The organism is Sodalis sp. RH15, from assembly GCF_047324255.1.
In the GTDB taxonomy this organism is placed as follows: domain Bacteria; phylum Pseudomonadota; class Gammaproteobacteria; order Enterobacterales; family Enterobacteriaceae; genus Acerihabitans; species Acerihabitans ligni.
On the sequence record NZ_CP178738.1, the window covers coordinates 87,660 to 108,403 of the forward strand.

A 20,744-nucleotide genomic window follows, 5' to 3' on the forward strand; every position below is an offset into this window, starting at 1 on the left:
TGTTATTCTTCGCCCTCTTCAAGGGGGCAGTATGTTAAATATCGTTTTATACGAACCGGAAATCCCGCCTAATACCGGCAATATCATTCGTTTGTGCGCCAATACCGGCTTTGCGTTGCATCTTATCGAGCCTTTGGGATTTACCTGGGACGATAAGCGTTTACGCCGCGCAGGCCTGGATTACCATGAATTCGCCCATATAAAACGCCACCACGATTACGCGGCGTTCCTGGCGCAAGAACAGCCGGCGCGGCTGTTTGCGTTGACCACGAAAGGCACGCCGGCACACAGCGAGGCGGAGTACCGGGCGGGGGACTATTTGCTGTTTGGGCCTGAGACCCGCGGATTGCCGCCGTTTATTCTGGATAACCTGCCCGTGGGCCAAAAAATTCGCATTCCCATGCAGCCGGGCAGCCGCAGCATGAATTTATCCAATGCCGTTTCGGTGGTGGTATATGAGGCATGGCGACAATTGGGGTATGCAGGCGCGGGCAGGTAGCGTTCGACTACGCCACGTGGCGTATGGATTTCAACCAACGCTGGAAACGAATCAGATGCCGTCGCCGTACTCAAAGCCATGGCTGCCGAAAAACTGATCCATATCCATGGAGGGTTTATCGCTGTCCGGCTTGCCGACAATCCTGGCGGGAACCCCCGCCGCAGTGGTGTGGGGCGGTACTGATTGTAATACCACCGAGCCCGCGCCGATTTTAGCGCCGCGTCCCACTTCGATATTGCCCAGAATGGTGGCATTGGCGCCGATCATGACCCCTTCGCGAATCTTGGGATGGCGATCGCCGCTGGTCTTCCCGGTACCGCCCAGCGTCACCGACTGCAGAATGGAGACGTCATTTTCAACAATGGCCGTCTCGCCGATAACAATTCCGGTGGCGTGGTCAAGCATGATGCCGCAGCCGATTTTGGCGGCCGGATGGATATCGACCCCGAAAGAAACCGAGATCTGGTTTTGAAGATAGATGGCCAGGGCCTGCCGATCCTGGCCCCATAGCCAGTGGCCGATACGGTAGGCCTGCAGGGCATGGAACCCTTTGAGATAGAGCAACGGCGTGGAGTATTTGTCCACCGCCGGGTCGCGCAGCCGCACGGCGGTGATATCGCGGGCCGCCGAATGGATCATTTGCTCGTCGTTCTTGTAGGCCTCTTCCACTATTTCACGAATGGCGATGGCCGGCATAATGGTATTGGCCAATTTATTCGCCAGCATATAGCTCAGGGCGCTGCCTAAATTTTCATGTTTCAGCAGAGTGGCATGAAAAAAACTGGCCAGCATGGGTTCACACTCCGCCAGCAAACGCGCTTCAGCTTTGATGTTATTCCATACCGCTTCCAATTCTTCAGTGGACATACTCACGACCCTTTTGCTGATGTAATCACTCTTGCCGGACGGCCGACAGCCGTCAACCACCTGTTTTCTCGTCTTTTTGGGCTCGTCCGAGCAGGCTAAGCGCCGCTTCATGGGCATTTTTGTTACGGTAGAGCACCTGGTAGATTTGTTCGGTGATCGGCATCTCGACCCCGTAACGCCCTGCCAGCGCCAGCACCTCTTTCGTATTGCGATAACCTTCCACTACCTGGCCGATGCGGTCCTGAGCGGTCTGAACGTCGACACCCTGACCGAGCAGCATGCCGAACCGACGGTTACGGGATTGGTTATCGGTGCAGGTCAAGACCAGGTCGCCGAGTCCCGCCATGCCCATAAACGTCCCCGGGTCCGCCCCCAGGGCGGCGCCAAGACGCGACATCTCCGCGAGTCCGCGGGTGATAAGCGCCGTACGGGCATTGGCGCCGAAGCCGATGCCATCCGACATGCCGGCGCCGATGGCTATCACATTCTTAACCGCGCCGCCCAGCTGGACGCCGATAAAATCAGCGTTGCCGTAGACGCGAAAGCTTTTGCCGCAATGCAGCAGATACTGTAAATCAGCCGAAAAATCGGCGTCGGTGGATGCCAGGGCAATGGCGGTGGGCAAACCCGCCGCCAGCTCCTTGGCGAAAGTCGGTCCCGAGATCACCGCAAGGGGGATCGTATCACCCAATACTTCACGGGCCACATCCGCCAATAAGCGGCCGGTGTCCGCCTCCAACCCTTTGGTTGCCCAGACCACGCGTGCATCGGGCCGCAAATGCGGCCGGATTTGCGTCAATACGCTGCCGAACACATGGCTCGGCACCACAATCAGCACGTCGCGGCTGAACAGCATGGCACGGGACAAATCCGTCTCAAGACGCAGCGAAGGCGGGAACGGCACATCGGGCAGAAAGACCTGGTTGCACCGCGCCGCCTCCAGGGTATGGATATGATCGGGATCATGCCCCCATAACAGTACCTCATGACCGTTTCGCGCCATGGTAATAGCAAGGGCCGTGCCGTAGGAGCCGGCACCGATAACAATCATGGAGGCACTTTTAGGCATCATCAGGCTTCCTGGGTCGGTTGGTTTCCTTCACCATCGGTCTGCTGTTGCAGATAGTTCATGAACAGTGCGTCAAAGTTCACCGGCGCCAGGTTAAGCTGCGGGAACGTACCACGGGATACCTGGCTGGTTATGCACTCGCGGGCATAGGGGAAAAGAATATTCGGGCAATACGCGCCCAGGCAATGAGCCAACTGCGTCCCGTCAATGCCTGAAATGGTAAAGATGCCGGCCTGCTGCACTTCACACAGGAAAGCGGTCTCTTCCCCCAGCAACGCCGTTACCGTCACGCGTAATACCACTTCATAGATGCCTTCCGCCAGCTGAGTGGAGGCGGTATCGAGGTCCAGCTTGATTTCCGGCTGCCATTCCTGCTGAAAAACCTTTGGTGCGTTAGGTGCTTCAAAAGAGACGTCCTTGGTGTAAACGCGCTGGATCTGGAACGTCATCTCGGTATTATTTTGCTCGGACATTAAAAAACCCTTTGGTTAATTTCGCTTCATGCACCCGGGCGCGCGTCTGGCTCCCGGCTTATTTAAGCAGGGGATCCAATCCACCGCGCGCATCAAGTGCGTGTAAATCATCACAGCCACCCACATGCTGTCCGTCGATGAAAATTTGTGGAACCGTGTTGCGGCCGCTGCGTTTAATCATTTCTTCCCGTTTATCCGCATCCCCGTCAATGGGTATTTCCTGGAATACGGCGTGCTTGCGGGTGAGTAAAGCCTTGGCGCGATGGCAATATGGACAAGTCGCTTTGGTATAGATTTCAATATTGGCCATGGTTCCCCCTTTCAGGTTTGTCTTACTTGCCCCGGACAAGGGGTAAGTTCTCTCCGCTCCAGCCGGATATGCCCTCCTTAAGGACATAAACCCGTTCAAAGCCCGCTTTGTTCAGGTTTTCCGCCGGCTCGCGCGACGTAGTGCCGGTTGCGCATACCACGATAACCGGTTTCGTTTTGGCTTTATCCAACTCGCCGAAATTGCCGCTTTTCACCTCGGACGAGGTGAGATTCAACGCGTTGGCAATGTGTCCTTTACGGTAGTCATCCCGGCTGCGCAAATCAACTATGACAGCGTCTTCCTTATTGATCAGACGGATGGCTTCGCCGCGGGTAATTTCATTCACCTTGGAAAAACGTGTTTTTACAGTGGTTACGATGACGGCGATCAATAAAGCGACCCAGGCCAGACAAAGCATGGGGTGATCGCTAACGAACGGCATAATTTCTTGCATGGGGTGTAAAAGCTCCCGTGAGTTGTGGCCACGCAGTAAAGGCTTCGAGTATACCCTCGCATTACGGCAAATTCAGCCAATATACATGGCCGGAAAGAAGAAACTAACCACATTGCGCCCCATGTCGCTAAAAATTGTGGCCTTTATCGCCTAATTTTATCTCTTACCCAGGCATGCAGACATGCGGGCGAAGGGATTTACGCCATAGATAACTGGTAAGCCGCTGTTCAACGTGGAATAATCTTGTCAATGAGGGGAAAGGCATCGTTGAAAAGAGTGAATACCGGGGAAAACGGCAGCCGAGGCCCTTTTCCAACGTTAAAGCATCATGTTTACGCCAGCCTGTTTTATGCTGGCGTAATGTTATTGCCTATAGCCGGCCACGCCGATGACAACAAGCAACAGCTTAAAACCCTGCAGCAAAATATCGCCGAGAAAGAAAAAAGCGTACAGCAACAGCAACAGCAGCGCGGCGCATTGCTGAGCCAGCTGAAAAAACAGGAAGAGTCCATTTCCAAATCCAGCCGTGCCCTGCGCGAGACGCAAGGCACGCTGGCGTCGCTGACTCAGGATATAGACAGGCTGAACCAATCCATCAAGCAGTTGCAAGCGCGCCAGGCCGCTCAGCAGAAGCTGCTGGCGCAGCAGTTGGACGCCGCGTTTCGCCAGGGCCGCAACTCCGGTCTGCAATTGATTTTAAGCGGGGAAGAAGGCCAGCGCAGCGAAAGGATCCTGGCGTATTTCAGCTATCTCAATCAGGCGCGGGAAAAATCCATTCAGGATCTCAAACAGACACGGCAGCAACTGGCGGGTCAGAAAACCGATCTGCAGCAAAAACAGCTTCAGCAGGCGACAATGCTGCGACAGCAGCAGTCCGAGCAGAAAACGCTGGAAAATGCCCGGCTGGCGCGAAAGAAAACGCTCTCCGCCCTCGATACCTCCATCCATCAAAATCAGCTCAGCCTGAACGAACTGCGGCAAAACGAAGCCCGCCTGCAAAACGATATCGCCCGCGCAGAACGGGAAGCCAAAGCCCGTGCCGAGCGGGAAGAACGCGAGGCGCAGCAGGTGCGGGAACGGCAGGAACAGGCTAAACGCCAGGGAGCGACCTATAAACCTTCCACCAGCGAACGCGAGCTAATGTCCCGTACCGGCGGACTGGGCCAGCCCGCCGGGCAAGCCATGTGGCCGGTCAGGGGCCGCACCCTGCATCAGTTCGGAGAAGCGCTGCAAGGCGAGCTGCGCTGGAAGGGCATGGTGATCGCCGCCCCCGAAGGCACCGAAGTCAAAGCCATTGCCGACGGCCGCGTGCTGATGGCCGACTGGCTCCAGGGCTATGGCCTGGTGGTGGTGCTTGAACACGGTCAAGGAGATATGAGTCTCTACGGCTACAATCAAAGCGCCCTGGTGAAGGTGGGGGATCAGGTTAAATCCGGCCAGCCCATCGCGCTGGTGGGCACCAGCGGCGGGCAGGATACCTCAGCCCTCTATTTCGAAATTCGTCGTCGCGGCCAAGCGATCAACCCCTTGCCATGGTTAGGAAGATAGCGTGTTGAATAAAAAAACCGGTGCCCTGGTACTGTTGCTCCTGCTCGGTATGGCTAAAACCGCTTTTGCCGGCAGGCTGGCCATCGTCATCGACGACTTCGGCTATCGTCCGCATACTGAATATCAAGTGCTGTCGATGCCCACCGCCGTATCCATCTCCGTCTTGCCCAATGCTCCCTTTGCCGCCGAGATGGCGCGCAAAGCCCATGCGCAGGGACGGGAAGTTCTGATTCACCTGCCGATGGCGCCGTTGAGCAAGCAGCCGCTGGAACGGGACACGCTGTTCCCAAGCATGAGCCGGGATGAGATCGCCCGCATCGTGCGCGATGCGGTGGGCAAAGTTCCGTATGCCGTCGGGGTGAACAACCATATGGGCAGCGCCATGACCTCCAGCCTGGCGGGCATGCAAAATGTCATGCAGGTACTGAGCCGCTATCCCTTTTATTTTCTCGACAGCATGACCATCGGCAACAGCCAGTCGCGCCAGGCGGCGGCCGGCACCGGCGTCAAGGTAATCAAACGCAATGTATTTCTGGACGACACGTCCAACCAGGACGACATCCGGCAGCAGTTCAACCGTGCCGTAGCCCTGGCCCGCCGTAACGGCTCGGCCATCGCTATCGGGCACCCTCATCCGGACACCATCAAGGTGCTGCAGCAGGTATTGTCGGCGTTGCCGTCGGATATCGTGCTGGTGCCCCCCAGCGCGCTGGTGAACGAGGCGGCTTCACCCTCCCCCGCGCCGACGCCGTTACCGGCCCCCGGCCGTCCGCGCCATCGGTTCCAGGGCGTTCCGCAATGTATTGTCAAGCAGGCTCCGCCGCCGGTTTATGCTGATGCGATGTTCAGCGTGATATTTTCCAGCTTGAATCAGACGTCTTGGGTGACGCAGATTAAACATTGGTTCGCTTCAGCGCCGGACGGATATTAAGCTTTCACCGAAAATGTTATGCTAAGAACCATAAAGGGGCAGACGCAGTGCCTGCTCCGCCAAGATTACACAAGGGTTAATCCATGATAGTCGTCACTGGTGGGGCCGGTTTTATCGGCAGCAATATTGTTAAGTCTCTGAATAATGTCGGATATAACGATATCCTGGTGGTGGATAACCTTAAGGATGGCACCAAATTCGTCAATCTGGCGGATCTGGATATTACCGATTATATGGATAAAGAGGATTTTATCGCCAGTATCATCGCCGGCGATGATTTCGGCGATATTGAAGCGGTATTCCACGAAGGCGCCTGTTCGTCCACCACCGAGTGGGACGGGAAGTATATGATGGACAATAACTATCAATACTCCAAGGAATTGCTGCATTACTGCCTTGAACGGACCATTCCCTTTCTTTATGCGTCTTCCGCCGCTACCTATGGCGGCAGGACGGAAAACTTTATCGAACAGCGTCAGTATGAACAGCCGCTGAACGTTTACGGCTATTCCAAATTCCTGTTCGACCAGTATGTGCGCACCCTGCTGCCGCAGACGGACTCTCAGATCTGCGGATTCCGCTATTTCAATGTGTACGGACCCCGTGAAGGCCACAAAGGCAGTATGGCCAGCGTGGCTTTCCACCTTAACAACCAGATCCTCGCCGGTGAAAATCCCAAATTATTTTCCGGCAGCGAAGGGTTCAAACGCGATTTCATCTACGTCGGCGACGTGGCCGAGGTGAATTTGTGGTTCTGGCAAAACGGCGTTTCCGGCATTTTCAACTGCGGTACCGGCCGGGCGGAATCATTCCAGGCGGTGGCCGATGCGGTGCTGGATTTCCATAAAAAGGGCCAGATCGAATATATTGATTTCCCCGAGAAACTCAAAGGTCGTTATCAGGCCTACACCCAAGCCGATTTAACCCAACTGCGCGCCGCGGGTTACGATAAGCCATTCAAAACAGTAGCCGAAGGCGTTTGTGCCTATTTGGCCTGGCTGAATCGCACCCGTTGAAATCAGCGCAAGGGAAGATAGCGGCGGCATGAAAATACTGGTTATCGGGCCATCCTGGGTGGGCGACATGATGATGTCGCAAAGTTTGTATCGCAGCATAAAGGATCTTCATCCCGCTGCGGAAATAGACGTGATGGCGCCGGCCTGGTGCCGTCCGCTGTTAAACCGGATGCCGGAGGTGCGCCGGGCGCTGCCCATGCCCCTTGGCCATGGGACGCTGCAGCTGGGTGAACGCCGCCGGCTCGGCCGGGAGTTGAGGGATGAACGCTACGATCGGGCGCTGATTCTGCCCAACTCGTTCAAGTCCGCCCTGGTGCCTTTTTTTGCCGGCATCCCGATACGTACCGGGTGGCGCGGCGAAATGCGCTACGGACTGCTCAACGATCTGCGGGTATTGGATAAAACCGCGTTTCCCCTGATGGTTCAGCGCTATGTCGCCTTGGCTTATCCCCCTACCGTCCGTTCGGCGAAAGCGTTGCCGAACCCTTTGCCTTGGCCGCGCCTGCGGGTCGATGAGAATGAATCAACCACCGCCGTCAGTGAATTCGGGCTCGATAACGGCCGTCCCCTGGTGGGTTTTTGTCCCGGAGCGGAGTTCGGGCCCGCCAAACGCTGGCCCCATTACCACTATGCAACCTTGGCGAAATCGCTGATAGACGGCGGTGATCAAATCGTTCTTTTCGGTTCGGCGAAAGACCGCCAGGCGGGGGACGAAATAATCGCCCTGCTGCCGGCAAACGAACGGCCTTATTGCCGTAATCTGGCCGGCGCCACCGCCCTGGAGCAGGCCGTCATCCTGATAGCCGCCTGCCGGGCCGTGGTGAGCAATGATTCAGGGCTGATGCATGTAGCCGCCGCGCTGGGGCGGCCGCTGGTGGCGCTTTATGGCCCCAGCAGTCCCGATTTTACCCCGCCGCTATCCCACCAGGCCAGGGTAATACGGCTGATTACCGGCTATCAGCGAGTGCGTAAAGGCGACGGCGATCAGGGTTATCATCAGAGTCTTATCGATATCCAGCCTGAACAGGTTATGGCCGAACTGGATACCCTTGCTGCAGCCGGTAAGGAAAACTGATGCGGGTGCTTATCGTCAAAACCTCTTCCATGGGAGATATCCTGCATACCCTGCCCGCCTTGACCGACGCTATGCATGCCATACCCGGCATTCGTTTCGACTGGGTGGTGGAAGAAGGTTTTGCGCAAATCCCTTCATGGCATCCGGCGGTGGAACAGGTGATCCCGGTGGCCATCAGGCGCTGGCGTAAAAACTGGTTCGGCAGCGTTGCCCGCCAGGAGCGCTGCGACTTCAAAAAACACTTGCGACGCCAGCAGTATGACCGGGTGATTGACGCCCAGGGACTTATCAAGAGCGCGGCCCTGGTCACCCGCGTCGCCCGGGGAGAAAAGCACGGCCTGGACTGTAAGAGCGCGCGCGAACCTTTTGCCAGCTGGTTCTATAACCAACGCCATGCCGTTGCACGCAGCCAGCACGCAGTGGAACGCATCCGCCAGCTCTTCGCCCTCAGCCTGGGTTATGACGTTCCGGCGGGTAAAGGCGATTATGCCATCGCGGGGCATTTCAGCTCTCTGACAAGCAAGTCGGCCGTCGAACCGTATCTGGTATTTTTACATGCCACGACACGGGCGGAAAAACATTGGCCGGAATCGCACTGGCGCGAATTGATAGGATTAATGGCGGCTCGCGGCCTTACCATCAAATTGCCTTGGGGTTCGGAGCCGGAATATAAGCGAGCGCTTCGACTTTCAGATGATTTCCCTTTTGTTGAGGTGCTTCCAAGACTTACACTCAGTGACGTCGCGCAGGTACTGGCCGGCGCTAAAGCGGTAGTGTCGGTAGACACCGGCTTGAGTCATTTGGCCGCTGCGCTCGATCGGCCGAATATCGTATTATATGGCCCTACCGATCCCAAATTGATTGGCAGTTACGGTAAAAACCAGATTTTTGTGACAGCGCCCGCCGGAAGCCATTATATGAAAGACATTAAACCCGCTAATATTGCAGAAGTGCTTGACAATATTGAGTGAACAATGAGTACATTTTTTAAGCAAATCTATCGATACACCCGGCCACGGGCCTATAGGCACAACGAGAATCTATGGCCTTACGTGAAAATTGCCCGTGCGCCCAGCGGAGAGATAACGTCATTGCGCTATCGTGGTGAATCGGTGAAGATACAGAAAATCTCATCATTGCAGCAAAGGCATACCGGGAACATTCTTATCACCGCCACCGGACCTTCCATCAACGATATGGATTTTTCCCGTTTCCCCGCAATGCCGGTAATGGGTGTCAACGGCGCTTATGCTCTGCGGGATAAGATAAATTTTCAATTTTATGTCATCGTTGATATGACTTTTATCGATAAAAAAATCGAGATGGTACAAGGAGTGATATCCGATCCGGCTATCACACTGTTTACCACCTTGCACGGCGTCGTTAAAATCATTAACGCGTTTACCACGTTAAAAATACAATGCAAAGTGGTCATCATTGAAGATGCTTGCTACAAAATTTATGAACGCAAAGTGATACCGGTGCAGATTTTAGACACTTATCGCAATGCCAAAGACGTGTCTATTTGCCCTGGGCATAAGCATATCGCTTTTAGTAATGACATCCGCAGCGGAATTTTCGATGCCGGCACCGTTGTTTATTGGGCATTGCAAATCGCGGCATTCATGGGTTTTCAGACGGTTTACATTGCCGGCCTGGACATGAATAATTTTACTCAGCCGCGTTTTTATGAAAATGAAACGAATAAATTGCCCTGTTTTCTTGATGAAAAATTTGCAAGTTTGATTGAACCTGCCTTTAGGCATGCCAGCATTGTGTTGAAGAAAAAAGGCGTTACCGTCAAAAATCTTTCCAAACATAGTGCATTGGGTAATGATATATTTGAAAAGGTCGATTTTTATGACGTCCATTAGAATTAAACAATTTTCTGAAAAGAATTATATTTTTTTCTACCAACTTTTTTTATTGCTTAGCGCTATATTTTGCGGCTATACCAAAGTTAACAATATATATCATTTGTCTCTTATCTTGCTGGGGATAACTCTTTTCACTGACAATAAAAAATTAATTAGACTCTTTCTTGAAGATACTGCTTTCAGAAGGGGCCTCACCATTACGGCCGTTTTCCTGATGTACTTCTGCCTGAGTACCTTTTGGTCTGATAATCCTCGTGATTTTATTTCAGCCATAACTCATTCTCTCTATCTGCTGGGTTTTTTATTCATTTACCGGCAAGCCTGCCTCAATGGAAAAAAAACAGGAATATTGCTTTTCGCGCTGGCAGGGATAATGATTCTGCTGATCTTGACTTTTTATTGTGTCGATAAGAAATCCATTCTTACCAATAGATTGATGGTTTCTTTTTTTGCCGCGCCATCAAACGTTATTGACCTGGCGGGATATTTTTGTATTGGGATTTTTTTATGCCTGATAATTATCAGAGATACTAACAATAAGTGGTTTTATCTGCCTATTCCCTTTTTATTTATCGGCGTAATTTTGACACAAAGCCGAGGACCACTGCTTTCGTTTGTGGTTTCACTGTTACCACTGCTGTTAATGAAACCGGCCATTAGAAAGCAGCATATATTCATTTTTCTAATTTTCATCATTATGCTCGCATCATTTATAGTAATGATGAATTTTGAATATATTTTATTCAACCGTTTTGAGACCGCGTATCAGCAAAGCTTCATTCGCGTCGGCATTTGGGCGCATACCCTGGATATGGTACAAATACACCCCTTTTTCGGTTGGGGCTTTAACAAAGAATTGCATTTTGTAAATAGTCTCAATGCGCCGGTCAAGACTACACACAGCCTTTACCTCTCAACACTGCTGAAGGGCGGTATCGCCGGACTTTTTTTGCTGGGGGGAGTTCTGTCCTATGGCCTGTACATGGCCAAAAAACATCTGGCTGATCGGCAGGGTTTTGAAGCGGCGCTTTTTTTATTCATGATTTTTTTCTTTACCACGCAAGGCATGTTTATCATCAGCAATCCCGGGGTAACATGGTATTTGTTCTGGTTCCCCCTGGCGGTGATATTAAGCCCGCCCGGCAAACAAACCACGCTGAGTGTCTGATACCCGCTTACGCTTTCGGTGACATAAGCGGTTCAGGGTGTAGGCCCATTTTTTTGATTTCGCCGAAAACCTCATCGGCGGAAATAATAGCCAACGGGAAATCCTTTGGCGACGACGCACCTGCATCCAAACGGTCTTTTACATAAATAATCTTGTGCAAATCCAGCGACTGCAATGGCCCGGTATGATGGGGATTCGCCGTTGCAAACAGGCTGATGGTTTTAACGTTCAGCGCAACCGCGATATGCAATGGCCCGGTATCGCCTGTTACCAATACATCCAGATTGGCAATGTTTGACAGCAGCTGCTTCAGATTGGTTTTTCCTACCAGCGAGACGATATATTCACGCTCTTCGGCATTCAGCGACCCTAGGTAGGCATCCGCCAGATGATTTTCCCTGGCGCTGCCTATCAGTATGATCCGGTATTGAACTGCCGCCGAATTCAGGGCCAGAATTGCCCGGGTCAGTTCAGCAAAGCGGTAAACCGGCCATTGCCGGATGGTTTCCGAAGCCCCCATCTGGAAACCTATATTGATTTGATGGGGAACCTTTTCAATATGCTCAAAAGCCACCGGTATATGCATCCTGATATCGTCGGTATCGCATCCCAGGACATTCAGCAGCTTTAATTTACGTAGGATGATATGGCCATTGAATCGTCCCGACGAGGCCGCCAATAAGGGATTAAGCAATTGCGAATCCGTCGCATAATTATCACGCATGATGTAATGGCTGCCTGCCATCACGGCGATAAGAACATCATAGGGCATATGCGAATGGAGTATTACCGTAAGCTGTGGCTTGGATTGCCGTAATTTTTTTATGACTCCATATGCGTGCTTTATTTTATTATCCCAATAGATGATTTTATTGAAATAAGTGCTGCCCTCCACCATAGCGCTGTTCTTGTTGCTCGAAACCAACGTCACATGGGCTGCAGGATAGCGTTTGCGTAACGCATGAATGGCCGGCGTATTAAATAGAAGGTCCCCTAATGCCGTCGTGGACATGATAACAATGCTGTCGAATTCAGAAGCTGCGCTTAACGTTGCGGTATTTTTTAAATGCCCGAAAATTTTATTATAAATATTGAGAAAAATATAAATCAGGAAAATTTTCTTTTTCTTCATTTCTCACGGCTCATGTCTTTTTTTGATAATATTCTGCCAGTGTCATGCCGACGACACGTCCGCTTAACCACTCAAACAGCTGCTCAAGATCCGCATATAACCGCTCAATGGCGGCCTCATCGGCAAAGGTGGGGCTGCCGCCGGGCATCAGTTCCGATGAATGGAGCATGAATTCAACATAATCGCTTCTCCGGGCCAGCATGGTATCAACCACCCATTGCATATTCGCCACATTGCCGCCATGAGGGCGCAGCCAGTGCACCGACGGCGTCCGGCTTTTACCCCTGAGACTGTCATAGAGGCTCTTGACGGAGTTGACCCATGCCGGGTGCTTGTAGCGGGTGCTCATGGGGACTTCCAGCAACGGGGAATCACCTGCGGCGGCAATATTTTCCGGGTTGATGAAATAGGCTTGATCGGGGAAGCCGATATAGTTGGTACCGCCCTGGCCTTGAGGCGCGCCGGGAGAACGGCGCCAGTCCACCCGAGGCGTGACGGAACAGTCGACGCGATAGCCGTGTTCAATCAATATTTTTACATAAAGCTCGTTCAACGCCCAACGCCCGGCGCGATGGCTGAGCATTTTGGTCTGGAAGGTCTCTTCCAGCAATTGCGTCTGGAACTTCACCTTAGCGGCAATGATTTCATCGGGATAATCGATCAAATACGGCTTGTGCCTACCGTCGTCGCCGGTTAAATCAAACAGCGGCGGGCTGTTCCAGGCATGCAGATGCATGCCCACTTCGCCTTGGGCCCGGGCGATGACATCTTTCGCAAACTCGACATATGCGCTATCCACCGCCATTTCATAGTTGGTGAGATAAACAGGCTTGAAACCGAATTTTTCGCACAGCGACTGGAACCGGGGCAAAAAAAGCGCATTTTCCGTCAGAATCTGCCCATGATTACGCCAAAGATTATCGCCCTCCGTATCAATTGTAATAATAAATGCGGGTTGATTCATGTGAAAAATCCCTGGAAATCAGAGTCCGGTATGTTACGCTGCCGAGCCCCTGAGGGCAAACGCCGTAGATAATGCTCCGATTGGACATTAGAACAAACGCATTGGCAAGATGTCTATCGCAAAAGGCAATAGACGGTCAATGTCCGCAGGATTTTATCGTTATCTTAGGGTAGGATCGCACCTTAATGACTCAGGCAGGGCAAAGGATAACAGCGCATGCGGGTATTGATGATCATCGACGGATTGCCGGGCGGCGGCGCGGAGAAAGTACTATTGACCCTGTCGCAAGGATTAATGGCCGCCGGTCACCGCGTTTCGCTGTTTTCATTACGCTCCGTTTGCGACTATACGCTGCCTGAGGAGATCGATTACCGGGTTATTGTCGATGATTGCCGAACTCCCTGGCGCAAGCTTACCGAACTTTCCCGTCGGGCGAAAAAACTGGATTCGGCTATTATCGAGGCCGAGCGGCGGGAGGGTAAATTCGATTTGGTGATATCCCATCTGCATAAAACCGACCGCATCGTCGCCCGCAGCCGCGCCCTTGATCCGAAAAAAGTCTGGTTTTGCCTCCACGGCATGTTTTCCCCTTCCTATCTTGGCCATCGCAAAGGGCTATCGCGCGCCTTGAAACGCTACAAAATCGGCCGGGTGTACCGGCATCGCAATATTACCGCCGTCTCCCGCGCGGTGCTGGAAGATATGACCGGCACATTTGCCGTGACTCCCGCTGAATCGGCGGTCATCTATAATCCGTTCGATATAGACGACATCCGCCGGCTGGCATCCGAACCCTGCGATATGGCGGGACAGGATTATCTTATTCATGTGGGCCGATTACATCCCCACAAACGCCATGACCGGTTGCTCAGGAGCTATGCCCTTACCGGTATCCAAGCGCCGCTGGTCATTATGGGCCAGGGCAGTGACCGGGAGCTCAGCGCGCTGAAAACCTTGGCCAATGAACTGAATATTGCCGATCGCGTCATATTCAAAGGTTTTACCGCGAATCCCTATCCTTATATCAAGCATGCCCGCATGCTCATTCTCTGTTCCGACAGCGAAGGGTTCGGTAATGTCTTGGTGGAAGCGCTGATTTGCCAGACGCCGGTGGTCAGTACCCGCTGTCCCGGCGGGCCCGCCGAAATATTAACTGGCGATTTGGCCCGCGGCCTGGCGGAATTGAACGATGACTCTCTGGCCGAAAAAATTCTTACAATTTATAATAATCCTCCCCTTATAAATCTCCACCAGCTGGAACCCTACGGTATCGCCGCTATTTGCCGAAAATATGCTGCATTAGCCAGGAGTTAATAGGTTAATTGAGCTAGCAACAGCAGAGCGCGGCGGGTTTCAGCGATCTCAACACATCAGCTTATGTTATTATTCAGTATGAATTTAACAGTTTCCTAATTGGACAGCTGGCGTTGATTGCAAAATGTTAGATAACCATAAGCCGCTACGTAAACTCAGCGTTATCGTTCCGTTGTATAATGCCGGTTCGATGTTTGAAGACTTTATGCGGTCATTGGTGGCCCAAACGCTTAAAGATTTAGAAATAATCATCGTTAATGATGGTTCGACCGATGGGTCCGACGCTCTTGCAAGGTTATATGCCGAGCGTTACGAAAACATTATTGTTATCGATCAGCCCAATGGCGGTGTTTCTAGGGCGCGTAACGCCGGTATGGCCATTGCCAGCGGCGAATATGTGACGTTTCCCGATGCGGACGACCGGCTTTATCCCGATATGTACCGAACGCTGGTGGATATGGCGCAGCGGGACGACCTTGATGTAGCCCAATGCAATGGCGAGCGGTATTTTATGGGTTCGAAAGAAATAAAAACCCTGATTCCTCTCGACCGGCTAACCTCCACCGACGTACTCGACGGGCCGACCTGGCTGCATAAGGCCTTAGGCACCAGACGCTATTTGCATGTGGTCTGGCTGGGTATTTATCGGCTGTCATTGATAAAACAGCTTAACCTGCAGTTTGTGCCGGGCTTGCATCACCAGGATATTCCCTGGACCACGGAATTAATGCTTAACGCCGGTCGGGTAAGGTACACGCAGGAAGTGTTTTATCGTTATTATATTCACGACCAATCCATCAGTAATCAGAAAAGAACCGGCATGAAAAATGTCGAATACCAGCGCCATTACATCCGCATTGCCGAATTGCTGGAGGATATCAACCACCGGTATCGTGGCAAAGTGAAAATGTATCGTGAATTTCCTTTGCAGGTGACTCATGAGGCATTATCCGTTTGCCATGCGGTGCGTCGCGAACCGGATCCTGTGGCCAGGCAGCTTATACTTAATGATATTTTCGCCAGCGGCACACATAAACGCATGATTCGCAATGCACGCGGCATAAAGCAGTGGTATCAGCTATTACTGTGGCTGAGAAGAATATATGCCTGGCGCAAGCCAAGATAATCCGCTTCTCTCCCGCCCTGTCTTGACCTAAAATCAACGCTGGATTTTCTTTGGTCAGACAACATGCCTATATCTCATGACGTATCACCGACTCCCGTCAAAAGGATTCTCCTGATCAAGCTACGCCATCACGGCGATATGCTGCTGACCACACCGGTTATCAACACTCTGCATCGGCAGTATCCCGCCGCTGAGATCGACATATTGTTATACAAGGAAACCGAGGCCATCCTCCGTTATCATCCTGCGCTAACCCATATCCATGTCATTGATCGATCATGGAAAAAACAGGGGGTCAGGCATCAGATTCAGCAAGAGACCGGGCTGATAAAAATCCTGCGATCGCGGCATTATGATATCGTGGTAAACCTGGCCGACCAGTGGCGCAGCGCGATAATCACCTACCTCAGCGGCGCGGCGGTGCGTATCGGCTTCGATTATCCCAAGCGACAATCTTTTTTATGGCGCCTGGCCCATAACCGGCTGGTTTCCACCGTTAATCACGGCCGGCTTCACACCGTTGAACAAAATCTCACCATTCTGGCGCCATTGGACATCGCCTTGACCGACCGGCGCACCTCGATGCATTATTCCCCCGCCGATGAGGCCCATCGCAACACCTTGCTGGCGTCAAAGGGCATTACCGGAGATTACCTGGTGATTCAGCCCACTTCCCGCTGGAGCTATAAATGCTGGGACGATGAAAAGGTGGCGGAACTGATAGACGCGCTGCAGGAACAGGATTTGCCCATCGTACTGACCGCCGCGCCGGATAAAAACGAGCTCGACATGATCGGGCATATTCTGTCCCTTTGCCATAATCCCCGGGTCGTCTCCCTGGCGGGAGAACTAACCTTAACGCAGCTGGCGTCGGTTATCGACGGCGCCAGGCTGTTTATCGGGGTCGATTCGGCGCCGATGCACATGGCGGCGGCGTTGAATACGCCCTGCGTCGCTCTGTTCGGTCCCACCAAGTTGACGTTCTGGCGGCCCTGGAGTGAGAACAGCACCGTTATCTGGGCCGGCGATTTTACTGAACTCCCGCCGCCGGATGACATCGACACCAAAACCCAACAGCGTTATTTAAGCGCCATCCCGGTGGATGCCGTCCTCCAGGCCGCACGGGGATATTTGTCATGAAAAAAATCCGGCTGGCTATAGTCCGGCAAAAATATCGCCCCGACGGCGGCGCCGAACGTTTTATTTCCCGGGCGTTGGAAGCCCTGGACAGCGACGAGCTGGAATTGAATATCCTGACCCGGCAATGGTCGGGAGAGCCGCGCCCGAACTGGCATGTTCATATTTGCAATCCGGCCAAATGGGGACGCGTCTCGCGGGAACGCGGTTTTGCCGAAGCGGCGAAACGCTGCTGGCAGCGTGAACATTTCGATTTGGTACAAAGCCACGAACGTATCGCCGGTTGCGACGTGTTCCGCGCAGGCGACGGCGTTCACCGGGTATGGCTGGAGCAGCGGGCGCGCATCGATACGCCATGGCAACGATGGCTGACCTCAATAAGCGGATATCATCGTTATGTGCTCGCAGCGGAAGAAGCGATGTTTCATTCTTCTTCATTGAAAAAAATCATCTGTAATTCCGCGATGGTGATGAACGACATTATCCGCTGTTATCAGGTGCCGGCGGATAAATTCGCCCTGATCTATAACGCCATTGATTCGTCGAGCTTTTATCCTGCAAGTTCGGAGCAGCGCCAACTGGCCCGTGAGAGGCTTTCCCTGCCTGATGAAGCCTGCGCGCTGATTTATGTGGGGTCCGGCTTTGAGCGCAAAGGATTGCGGCAGGCCATCGCCGCCATCGCCGCCACCGATCGTTATCTGGTTGTGGTAGGTCAGGACAAACACCAGCCCAAATATCTCGCTTATGCCAACAGCCTGGGATGCCGGCAACGCATCCGTTTCGTCGGCATACAAAAGGACGTGTTACCTTTTTATCACGCGGCGGACGGTTTGATCCTGCCGACACTGTATGATCCGTTCCCCAACGTGATATTGGAGGCCATGGCTTGCGGCTTGCCGGTGATTACCAGCCAGACTTGCGGCGGCGCCGAATTTATCGAACCGGGCATCCAAGGGTATGTTTGTGATGCCCTGGATCTGAAAACGCTTACAGAATTGGCGGCGGCCATACCGTTACGGCACCGGCGTCCCGACATGGGTCTCGCCGCCCGCGAACGGGTTAAAGAGTGCACCCCCGCCCGGTTGTCCAGTGAGCTGACGGAGCTCTACCGGCAACTGCTTGAGGATTAAAAGCACCGGATATCAATGAGGGATAGCCACTTATCTGTTAGCATGAATGCGCTTACCATGCGATTCTAATTATTTGGTTAAAAATTAACTCAGCACATCGGTCGCCGTGCCTTACAATAGCTAACTATAATGATCTATAACGTAATCATCTATTTTCTTCAGCCCTTTATATGGATCCGGTTATTATGGCGTAGTCGAAAAGCGCCGGCCTATCGCCGGCGTTGGGGGGAGCGCTACGGGTTTTGTCAGGGCAAAGTCAAACCGGGCGGCATCATGCTGCATTCGGTTTCGGTGGGTGAAACATTAGCGGCAATTCCCCTGGTGCGAGCCCTGCGCCACCGTTATCCTTTTTTACCCATTACCGTCACCACCATGACCCCCACCGGCTCCGAACGCGTTCAGTCCGCGTTCGGCAAAGATGTCGATCACGTTTACCTGCCGTATGACCTGCCGGGGGCGATGAACCGGTTTCTCAACCAGGTCAATCCCAAACTGGTGATCGTCATGGAAACCGAGTTATGGCCTAACCTGATCAAAGCCCTTTATCAGCGTAAAATTCCCTTGGTGGTGGCAAATGCGCGCTTATCCGCCCGTTCCGCCGCCGGCTATAAAAAATTCGGCAGTTTTACCGCGGGCATTATGGGTAAAATCACGCTTATCGCCGCACAAAACGAGGAAGACGGCGAGCGCTTTTTGTCCTTAGGGTTAAAGCGTAACCAATTGGCGCTAACCGGCAGCTTGAAATTCGATATTTCGGTCACTCCCGAACTGGCGGCCAGAGCATTGACGCTGCGCCGTCAATGGGCGCCCCATCGTCCGGTGTGGATAGCCACCAGCACTCATGAAGGGGAAGAGAGCCTGCTGTTGCAGGCTCATCGTCAATTATTGGCAAACTTTCCCAATCTACTGCTGATCTTGGTGCCACGGCATCCCGAGCGGTTCCCCGTGGCGAAAGAGATGACGCAAAGGGCCGGTTTCAGCCTTACCACCCGCAGCTCCGGTGAAGTGCCTTCGCCGGGTACGCAGGTGGTGATCGGCGATACCATGGGCGAACTGATGCTGCTATACGGCATTGCCGATATCGCCTTTGTCGGCGGCAGCCTGGTGGAACGGGGCGGTCATAATCCCCTGGAGGCCGCGGCCCACGCTGTCCCTGTTCTCATGGGCCCCCATATCTTCAATTTCCGGGATATATGCAGCAAACTGGCCGAAGCGGGCGGTCTGATTACCGTGACCGATGTCCCTTCGTTGGTGAAAGAGATTTCAACTTTGCTCACCGATGAGGATTACCGGTTATATTACGGTCGTCACGCGGTGGAGGTTTTGCACCAGAACCAGGGCGCGCTGCAGCGGCTGCTACAATTGCTGGAGCCTTATTTGCCACAGCGGAGCCAGTAGATGCCGACGGTAAAACGTCTTTCCGTGGTCCTCATCACCCGCAACGAAGCCGAGCTGCTGCCCGAGTGCCTCGAATCGGTGCGGTGGGCGGATGAAATCGTGGTGCTGGACAGCGCGAGTACCGATCTCACCCGTCAAATCGCCGAGCGGTACGGCGCGCAAGTCTTTTCGGCACCGGATTGGCCGGGATTCGGCAAACAGCGCCAGCGGGCGCAGGAACACGCCGTAGGGGATTATATCCTGATGCTCGACGCCGATGAGCGGGTCACTCCCGAGCTGCGCCGGTCCATTGAAGAGGTCTTGCGCCGCCCGTCTCCGGATACGGTTTACAGCTGCGCCCGCTCGAACCTGTTCCTGGGACGCTATATGCGGCACAGCGGCTGGTATCCGGACAAGGTGGTGCGGCTGTATGCCCGGGAAGCCTACCGTTATAACGACAGTCCGGTACATGAATCCCTCGATAGCCGCCAGGCCAAGGTCGTTACCCTGCACGGGCATCTGCAGCATTTGACCTGCCGCGACCTGATAGCGTTCCAGCGCAAGCAGCTGCAGTACGCTGAAGCCTGGGCAATGGAACGTCACCGTCAGCATAAAACCTGCGGTTTTCTTTCCATTATCGGTCATACCCTTGGGGCTTTTATCAAGACCTGGCTGCTGCGGGCCGGCTTTCTGGACGGAAAACAGGGTTGGTTGCTGGCAGTGGTGAACGCACAGTATACTTTCAACAAATATACCGCTTTATGGGCGCTGCGCCGTGCCGAGAGAGACGTATTATGACAACCAAGGCCATTTATCCCGGAACCTTCGATCCCTTCACCAACGGGCATTTGGATTTGGTGACCCGTGCCGCGAAAATGTTCGACGAAGTCATATTGGCCATCGCCTTCAGTCCCAGTAAAAAGCCGCTGTTTACCCTGGAAGAAAGAGTAGCGCTGGCAAAAGACGTTACCCGGCATTTAACCAACGTTGAGGTGGTGGGTTTTAGCGATTTGATGGCCAATTTCGCCCGGCAGCAGCACGCCAATATCCTGGTGCGGGGGCTGCGGGCGATTTCGGATTTCGAATATGAAATGCAGCTGGCGAAAATGAACCAGCATTTAATGCCGGAGCTGGAAAGCGTTTTCCTGATGCCGGACCAGGAATGGTCGTATATTTCTTCATCTCTGGTCAAGGAAGTGGCGCTGCACGGCGGGGATGTGGATCATTTCTTGCCCCCCGCCATCGCGAAAGAAGTGAAACTACGGCTTCATCCCTGA

22 protein-coding genes are annotated in these 20,744 nt (G+C 53.3%); 15 read left to right on the forward strand and 7 right to left on the reverse strand.

Going from position 1 to position 20,744, the window contains the following annotated elements:
* The first annotated feature begins 31 nt into the window (after positions 1-31).
* Positions 32-499: a tRNA (uridine(34)/cytosine(34)/5-carboxymethylaminomethyluridine(34)-2'-O)-methyltransferase TrmL gene (trmL, locus tag ACL2XO_RS00365; RefSeq protein WP_132924298.1), complete on the forward strand. Its 468-nt coding sequence runs from the start codon at positions 32-34 to the stop codon at positions 497-499.
* Positions 500-550: 51 nt separating this feature from the next.
* Here trmL and cysE read toward each other — a convergent pair whose 3' ends face one another.
* The 5 genes from cysE to ACL2XO_RS00390 are packed head-to-tail and all read right to left on the reverse strand — an operon-like array spanning position 551 to position 3,672.
* Positions 551-1,366, reverse strand: a complete 816-nt coding sequence (cysE, locus tag ACL2XO_RS00370; RefSeq protein WP_132924296.1) for a serine O-acetyltransferase — start codon at positions 1,364-1,366, stop codon at positions 551-553.
* A gap of 52 nt (positions 1,367-1,418) precedes the next feature.
* A complete protein-coding gene (gpsA, locus tag ACL2XO_RS00375; protein ID WP_413726067.1) occupies positions 1,419-2,438 on the reverse strand; it encodes an NAD(P)H-dependent glycerol-3-phosphate dehydrogenase in 1,020 nt (339 codons plus the stop codon).
* The gene (gene secB, locus ACL2XO_RS00380; RefSeq protein ID WP_132924292.1) at positions 2,438-2,908 is read right to left on the reverse strand and encodes a protein-export chaperone SecB; all 471 of its coding nucleotides are present in this window, start codon (positions 2,906-2,908) and stop codon (positions 2,438-2,440) included. The genes gpsA and secB overlap by 1 nt, the downstream gene beginning before the upstream one ends.
* Before the next feature lie 58 nt (positions 2,909-2,966).
* Entirely contained in the window at positions 2,967-3,218 is a 252-nt protein-coding gene (gene grxC, locus ACL2XO_RS00385) for a glutaredoxin 3 (RefSeq protein ID WP_132924290.1), read from the reverse strand.
* A 22-nt stretch (positions 3,219-3,240) separates the two neighbouring features.
* The gene (locus ACL2XO_RS00390; RefSeq protein ID WP_413726068.1) at positions 3,241-3,672 is read right to left on the reverse strand and encodes a rhodanese-like domain-containing protein; all 432 of its coding nucleotides are present in this window, start codon (positions 3,670-3,672) and stop codon (positions 3,241-3,243) included.
* Between the two features lie 249 nt (positions 3,673-3,921).
* Between ACL2XO_RS00390 and envC the strand changes: the two genes are divergently transcribed.
* From envC to ACL2XO_RS00425, 7 genes are all read left to right on the forward strand, one after another.
* Positions 3,922-5,220 (forward strand): murein hydrolase activator EnvC, encoded by a 1,299-nt coding sequence (gene envC / locus ACL2XO_RS00395; RefSeq protein WP_203524300.1) that lies wholly within the window; start codon positions 3,922-3,924, stop codon positions 5,218-5,220.
* A gap of 49 nt (positions 5,221-5,269) precedes the next feature.
* The gene (locus tag ACL2XO_RS00400) at positions 5,270-6,151 is read left to right on the forward strand and encodes a divergent polysaccharide deacetylase family protein (RefSeq protein WP_413726861.1); all 882 of its coding nucleotides are present in this window, start codon (positions 5,270-5,272) and stop codon (positions 6,149-6,151) included.
* 83 nt (positions 6,152-6,234) lie between these two features.
* On the forward strand, positions 6,235-7,167 hold the full coding sequence (gene rfaD, locus ACL2XO_RS00405; RefSeq protein WP_132924285.1) for an ADP-glyceromanno-heptose 6-epimerase: 933 nt from the start codon (positions 6,235-6,237) through the stop codon (positions 7,165-7,167).
* Between the two features lie 28 nt (positions 7,168-7,195).
* On the forward strand, positions 7,196-8,242 hold the full coding sequence (gene rfaF / locus ACL2XO_RS00410; protein ID WP_413741972.1) for an ADP-heptose--LPS heptosyltransferase RfaF: 1,047 nt from the start codon (positions 7,196-7,198) through the stop codon (positions 8,240-8,242).
* The gene (gene rfaC, locus ACL2XO_RS00415) at positions 8,242-9,213 is read left to right on the forward strand and encodes a lipopolysaccharide heptosyltransferase RfaC (protein ID WP_203524117.1); all 972 of its coding nucleotides are present in this window, start codon (positions 8,242-8,244) and stop codon (positions 9,211-9,213) included. The genes rfaF and rfaC overlap by 1 nt, the downstream gene beginning before the upstream one ends.
* An 81-nt stretch (positions 9,214-9,294) precedes the next feature.
* Positions 9,295-10,116, forward strand: coding sequence for a sugar glycosyltransferase (locus ACL2XO_RS00420; RefSeq protein WP_413741973.1), 822 nt, complete (start codon positions 9,295-9,297; stop codon positions 10,114-10,116).
* Positions 10,103-11,287, forward strand: a complete 1,185-nt coding sequence (locus ACL2XO_RS00425) for an O-antigen ligase family protein (protein ID WP_413741974.1) — start codon at positions 10,103-10,105, stop codon at positions 11,285-11,287. Before ACL2XO_RS00420 ends, ACL2XO_RS00425 begins: the two co-directional genes overlap by 14 nt.
* Positions 11,288-11,294: 7 nt before the next feature.
* Here ACL2XO_RS00425 and ACL2XO_RS00430 read toward each other — a convergent pair whose 3' ends face one another.
* The gene (locus tag ACL2XO_RS00430) at positions 11,295-12,011 is read right to left on the reverse strand and encodes a glycosyltransferase family 9 protein (RefSeq protein WP_413741975.1); all 717 of its coding nucleotides are present in this window, start codon (positions 12,009-12,011) and stop codon (positions 11,295-11,297) included.
* 418 nt (positions 12,012-12,429) lie between these two features.
* Positions 12,430-13,383 (reverse strand): deacetylase, encoded by a 954-nt coding sequence (locus tag ACL2XO_RS00435; protein ID WP_413741976.1) that lies wholly within the window; start codon positions 13,381-13,383, stop codon positions 12,430-12,432.
* Positions 13,384-13,599: 216 nt separating this feature from the next.
* On the opposite strand from ACL2XO_RS00435, the gene ACL2XO_RS00440 reads away from it, so the two are divergent.
* The 7 genes from ACL2XO_RS00440 (at position 13,600) to coaD (ending at position 20,744) form a co-directional block, all read left to right on the forward strand.
* Positions 13,600-14,697, forward strand: coding sequence for a glycosyltransferase (locus ACL2XO_RS00440; protein ID WP_413726074.1), 1,098 nt, complete (start codon positions 13,600-13,602; stop codon positions 14,695-14,697).
* A gap of 124 nt (positions 14,698-14,821) precedes the next feature.
* A complete protein-coding gene (locus ACL2XO_RS00445) occupies positions 14,822-15,823 on the forward strand; it encodes a glycosyltransferase (RefSeq protein ID WP_132924270.1) in 1,002 nt (333 codons plus the stop codon).
* A gap of 63 nt (positions 15,824-15,886) precedes the next feature.
* A complete protein-coding gene (rfaQ, locus tag ACL2XO_RS00450; RefSeq protein WP_132924268.1) occupies positions 15,887-16,963 on the forward strand; it encodes a putative lipopolysaccharide heptosyltransferase III in 1,077 nt (358 codons plus the stop codon).
* On the forward strand, positions 16,960-18,090 hold the full coding sequence (locus tag ACL2XO_RS00455) for a glycosyltransferase family 4 protein (protein WP_413726075.1): 1,131 nt from the start codon (positions 16,960-16,962) through the stop codon (positions 18,088-18,090). Before rfaQ ends, ACL2XO_RS00455 begins: the two co-directional genes overlap by 4 nt.
* A gap of 129 nt (positions 18,091-18,219) precedes the next feature.
* The gene (gene waaA, locus ACL2XO_RS00460; protein ID WP_132924264.1) at positions 18,220-19,488 is read left to right on the forward strand and encodes a lipid IV(A) 3-deoxy-D-manno-octulosonic acid transferase; all 1,269 of its coding nucleotides are present in this window, start codon (positions 18,220-18,222) and stop codon (positions 19,486-19,488) included.
* Complete coding sequence (locus ACL2XO_RS00465; RefSeq protein WP_132924262.1) at positions 19,489-20,265, forward strand: glycosyltransferase family 2 protein; 777 nt, start codon at positions 19,489-19,491, stop codon at positions 20,263-20,265.
* Complete coding sequence (gene coaD, locus ACL2XO_RS00470; protein ID WP_132924260.1) at positions 20,262-20,744, forward strand: pantetheine-phosphate adenylyltransferase; 483 nt, start codon at positions 20,262-20,264, stop codon at positions 20,742-20,744. The genes ACL2XO_RS00465 and coaD overlap by 4 nt, the downstream gene beginning before the upstream one ends.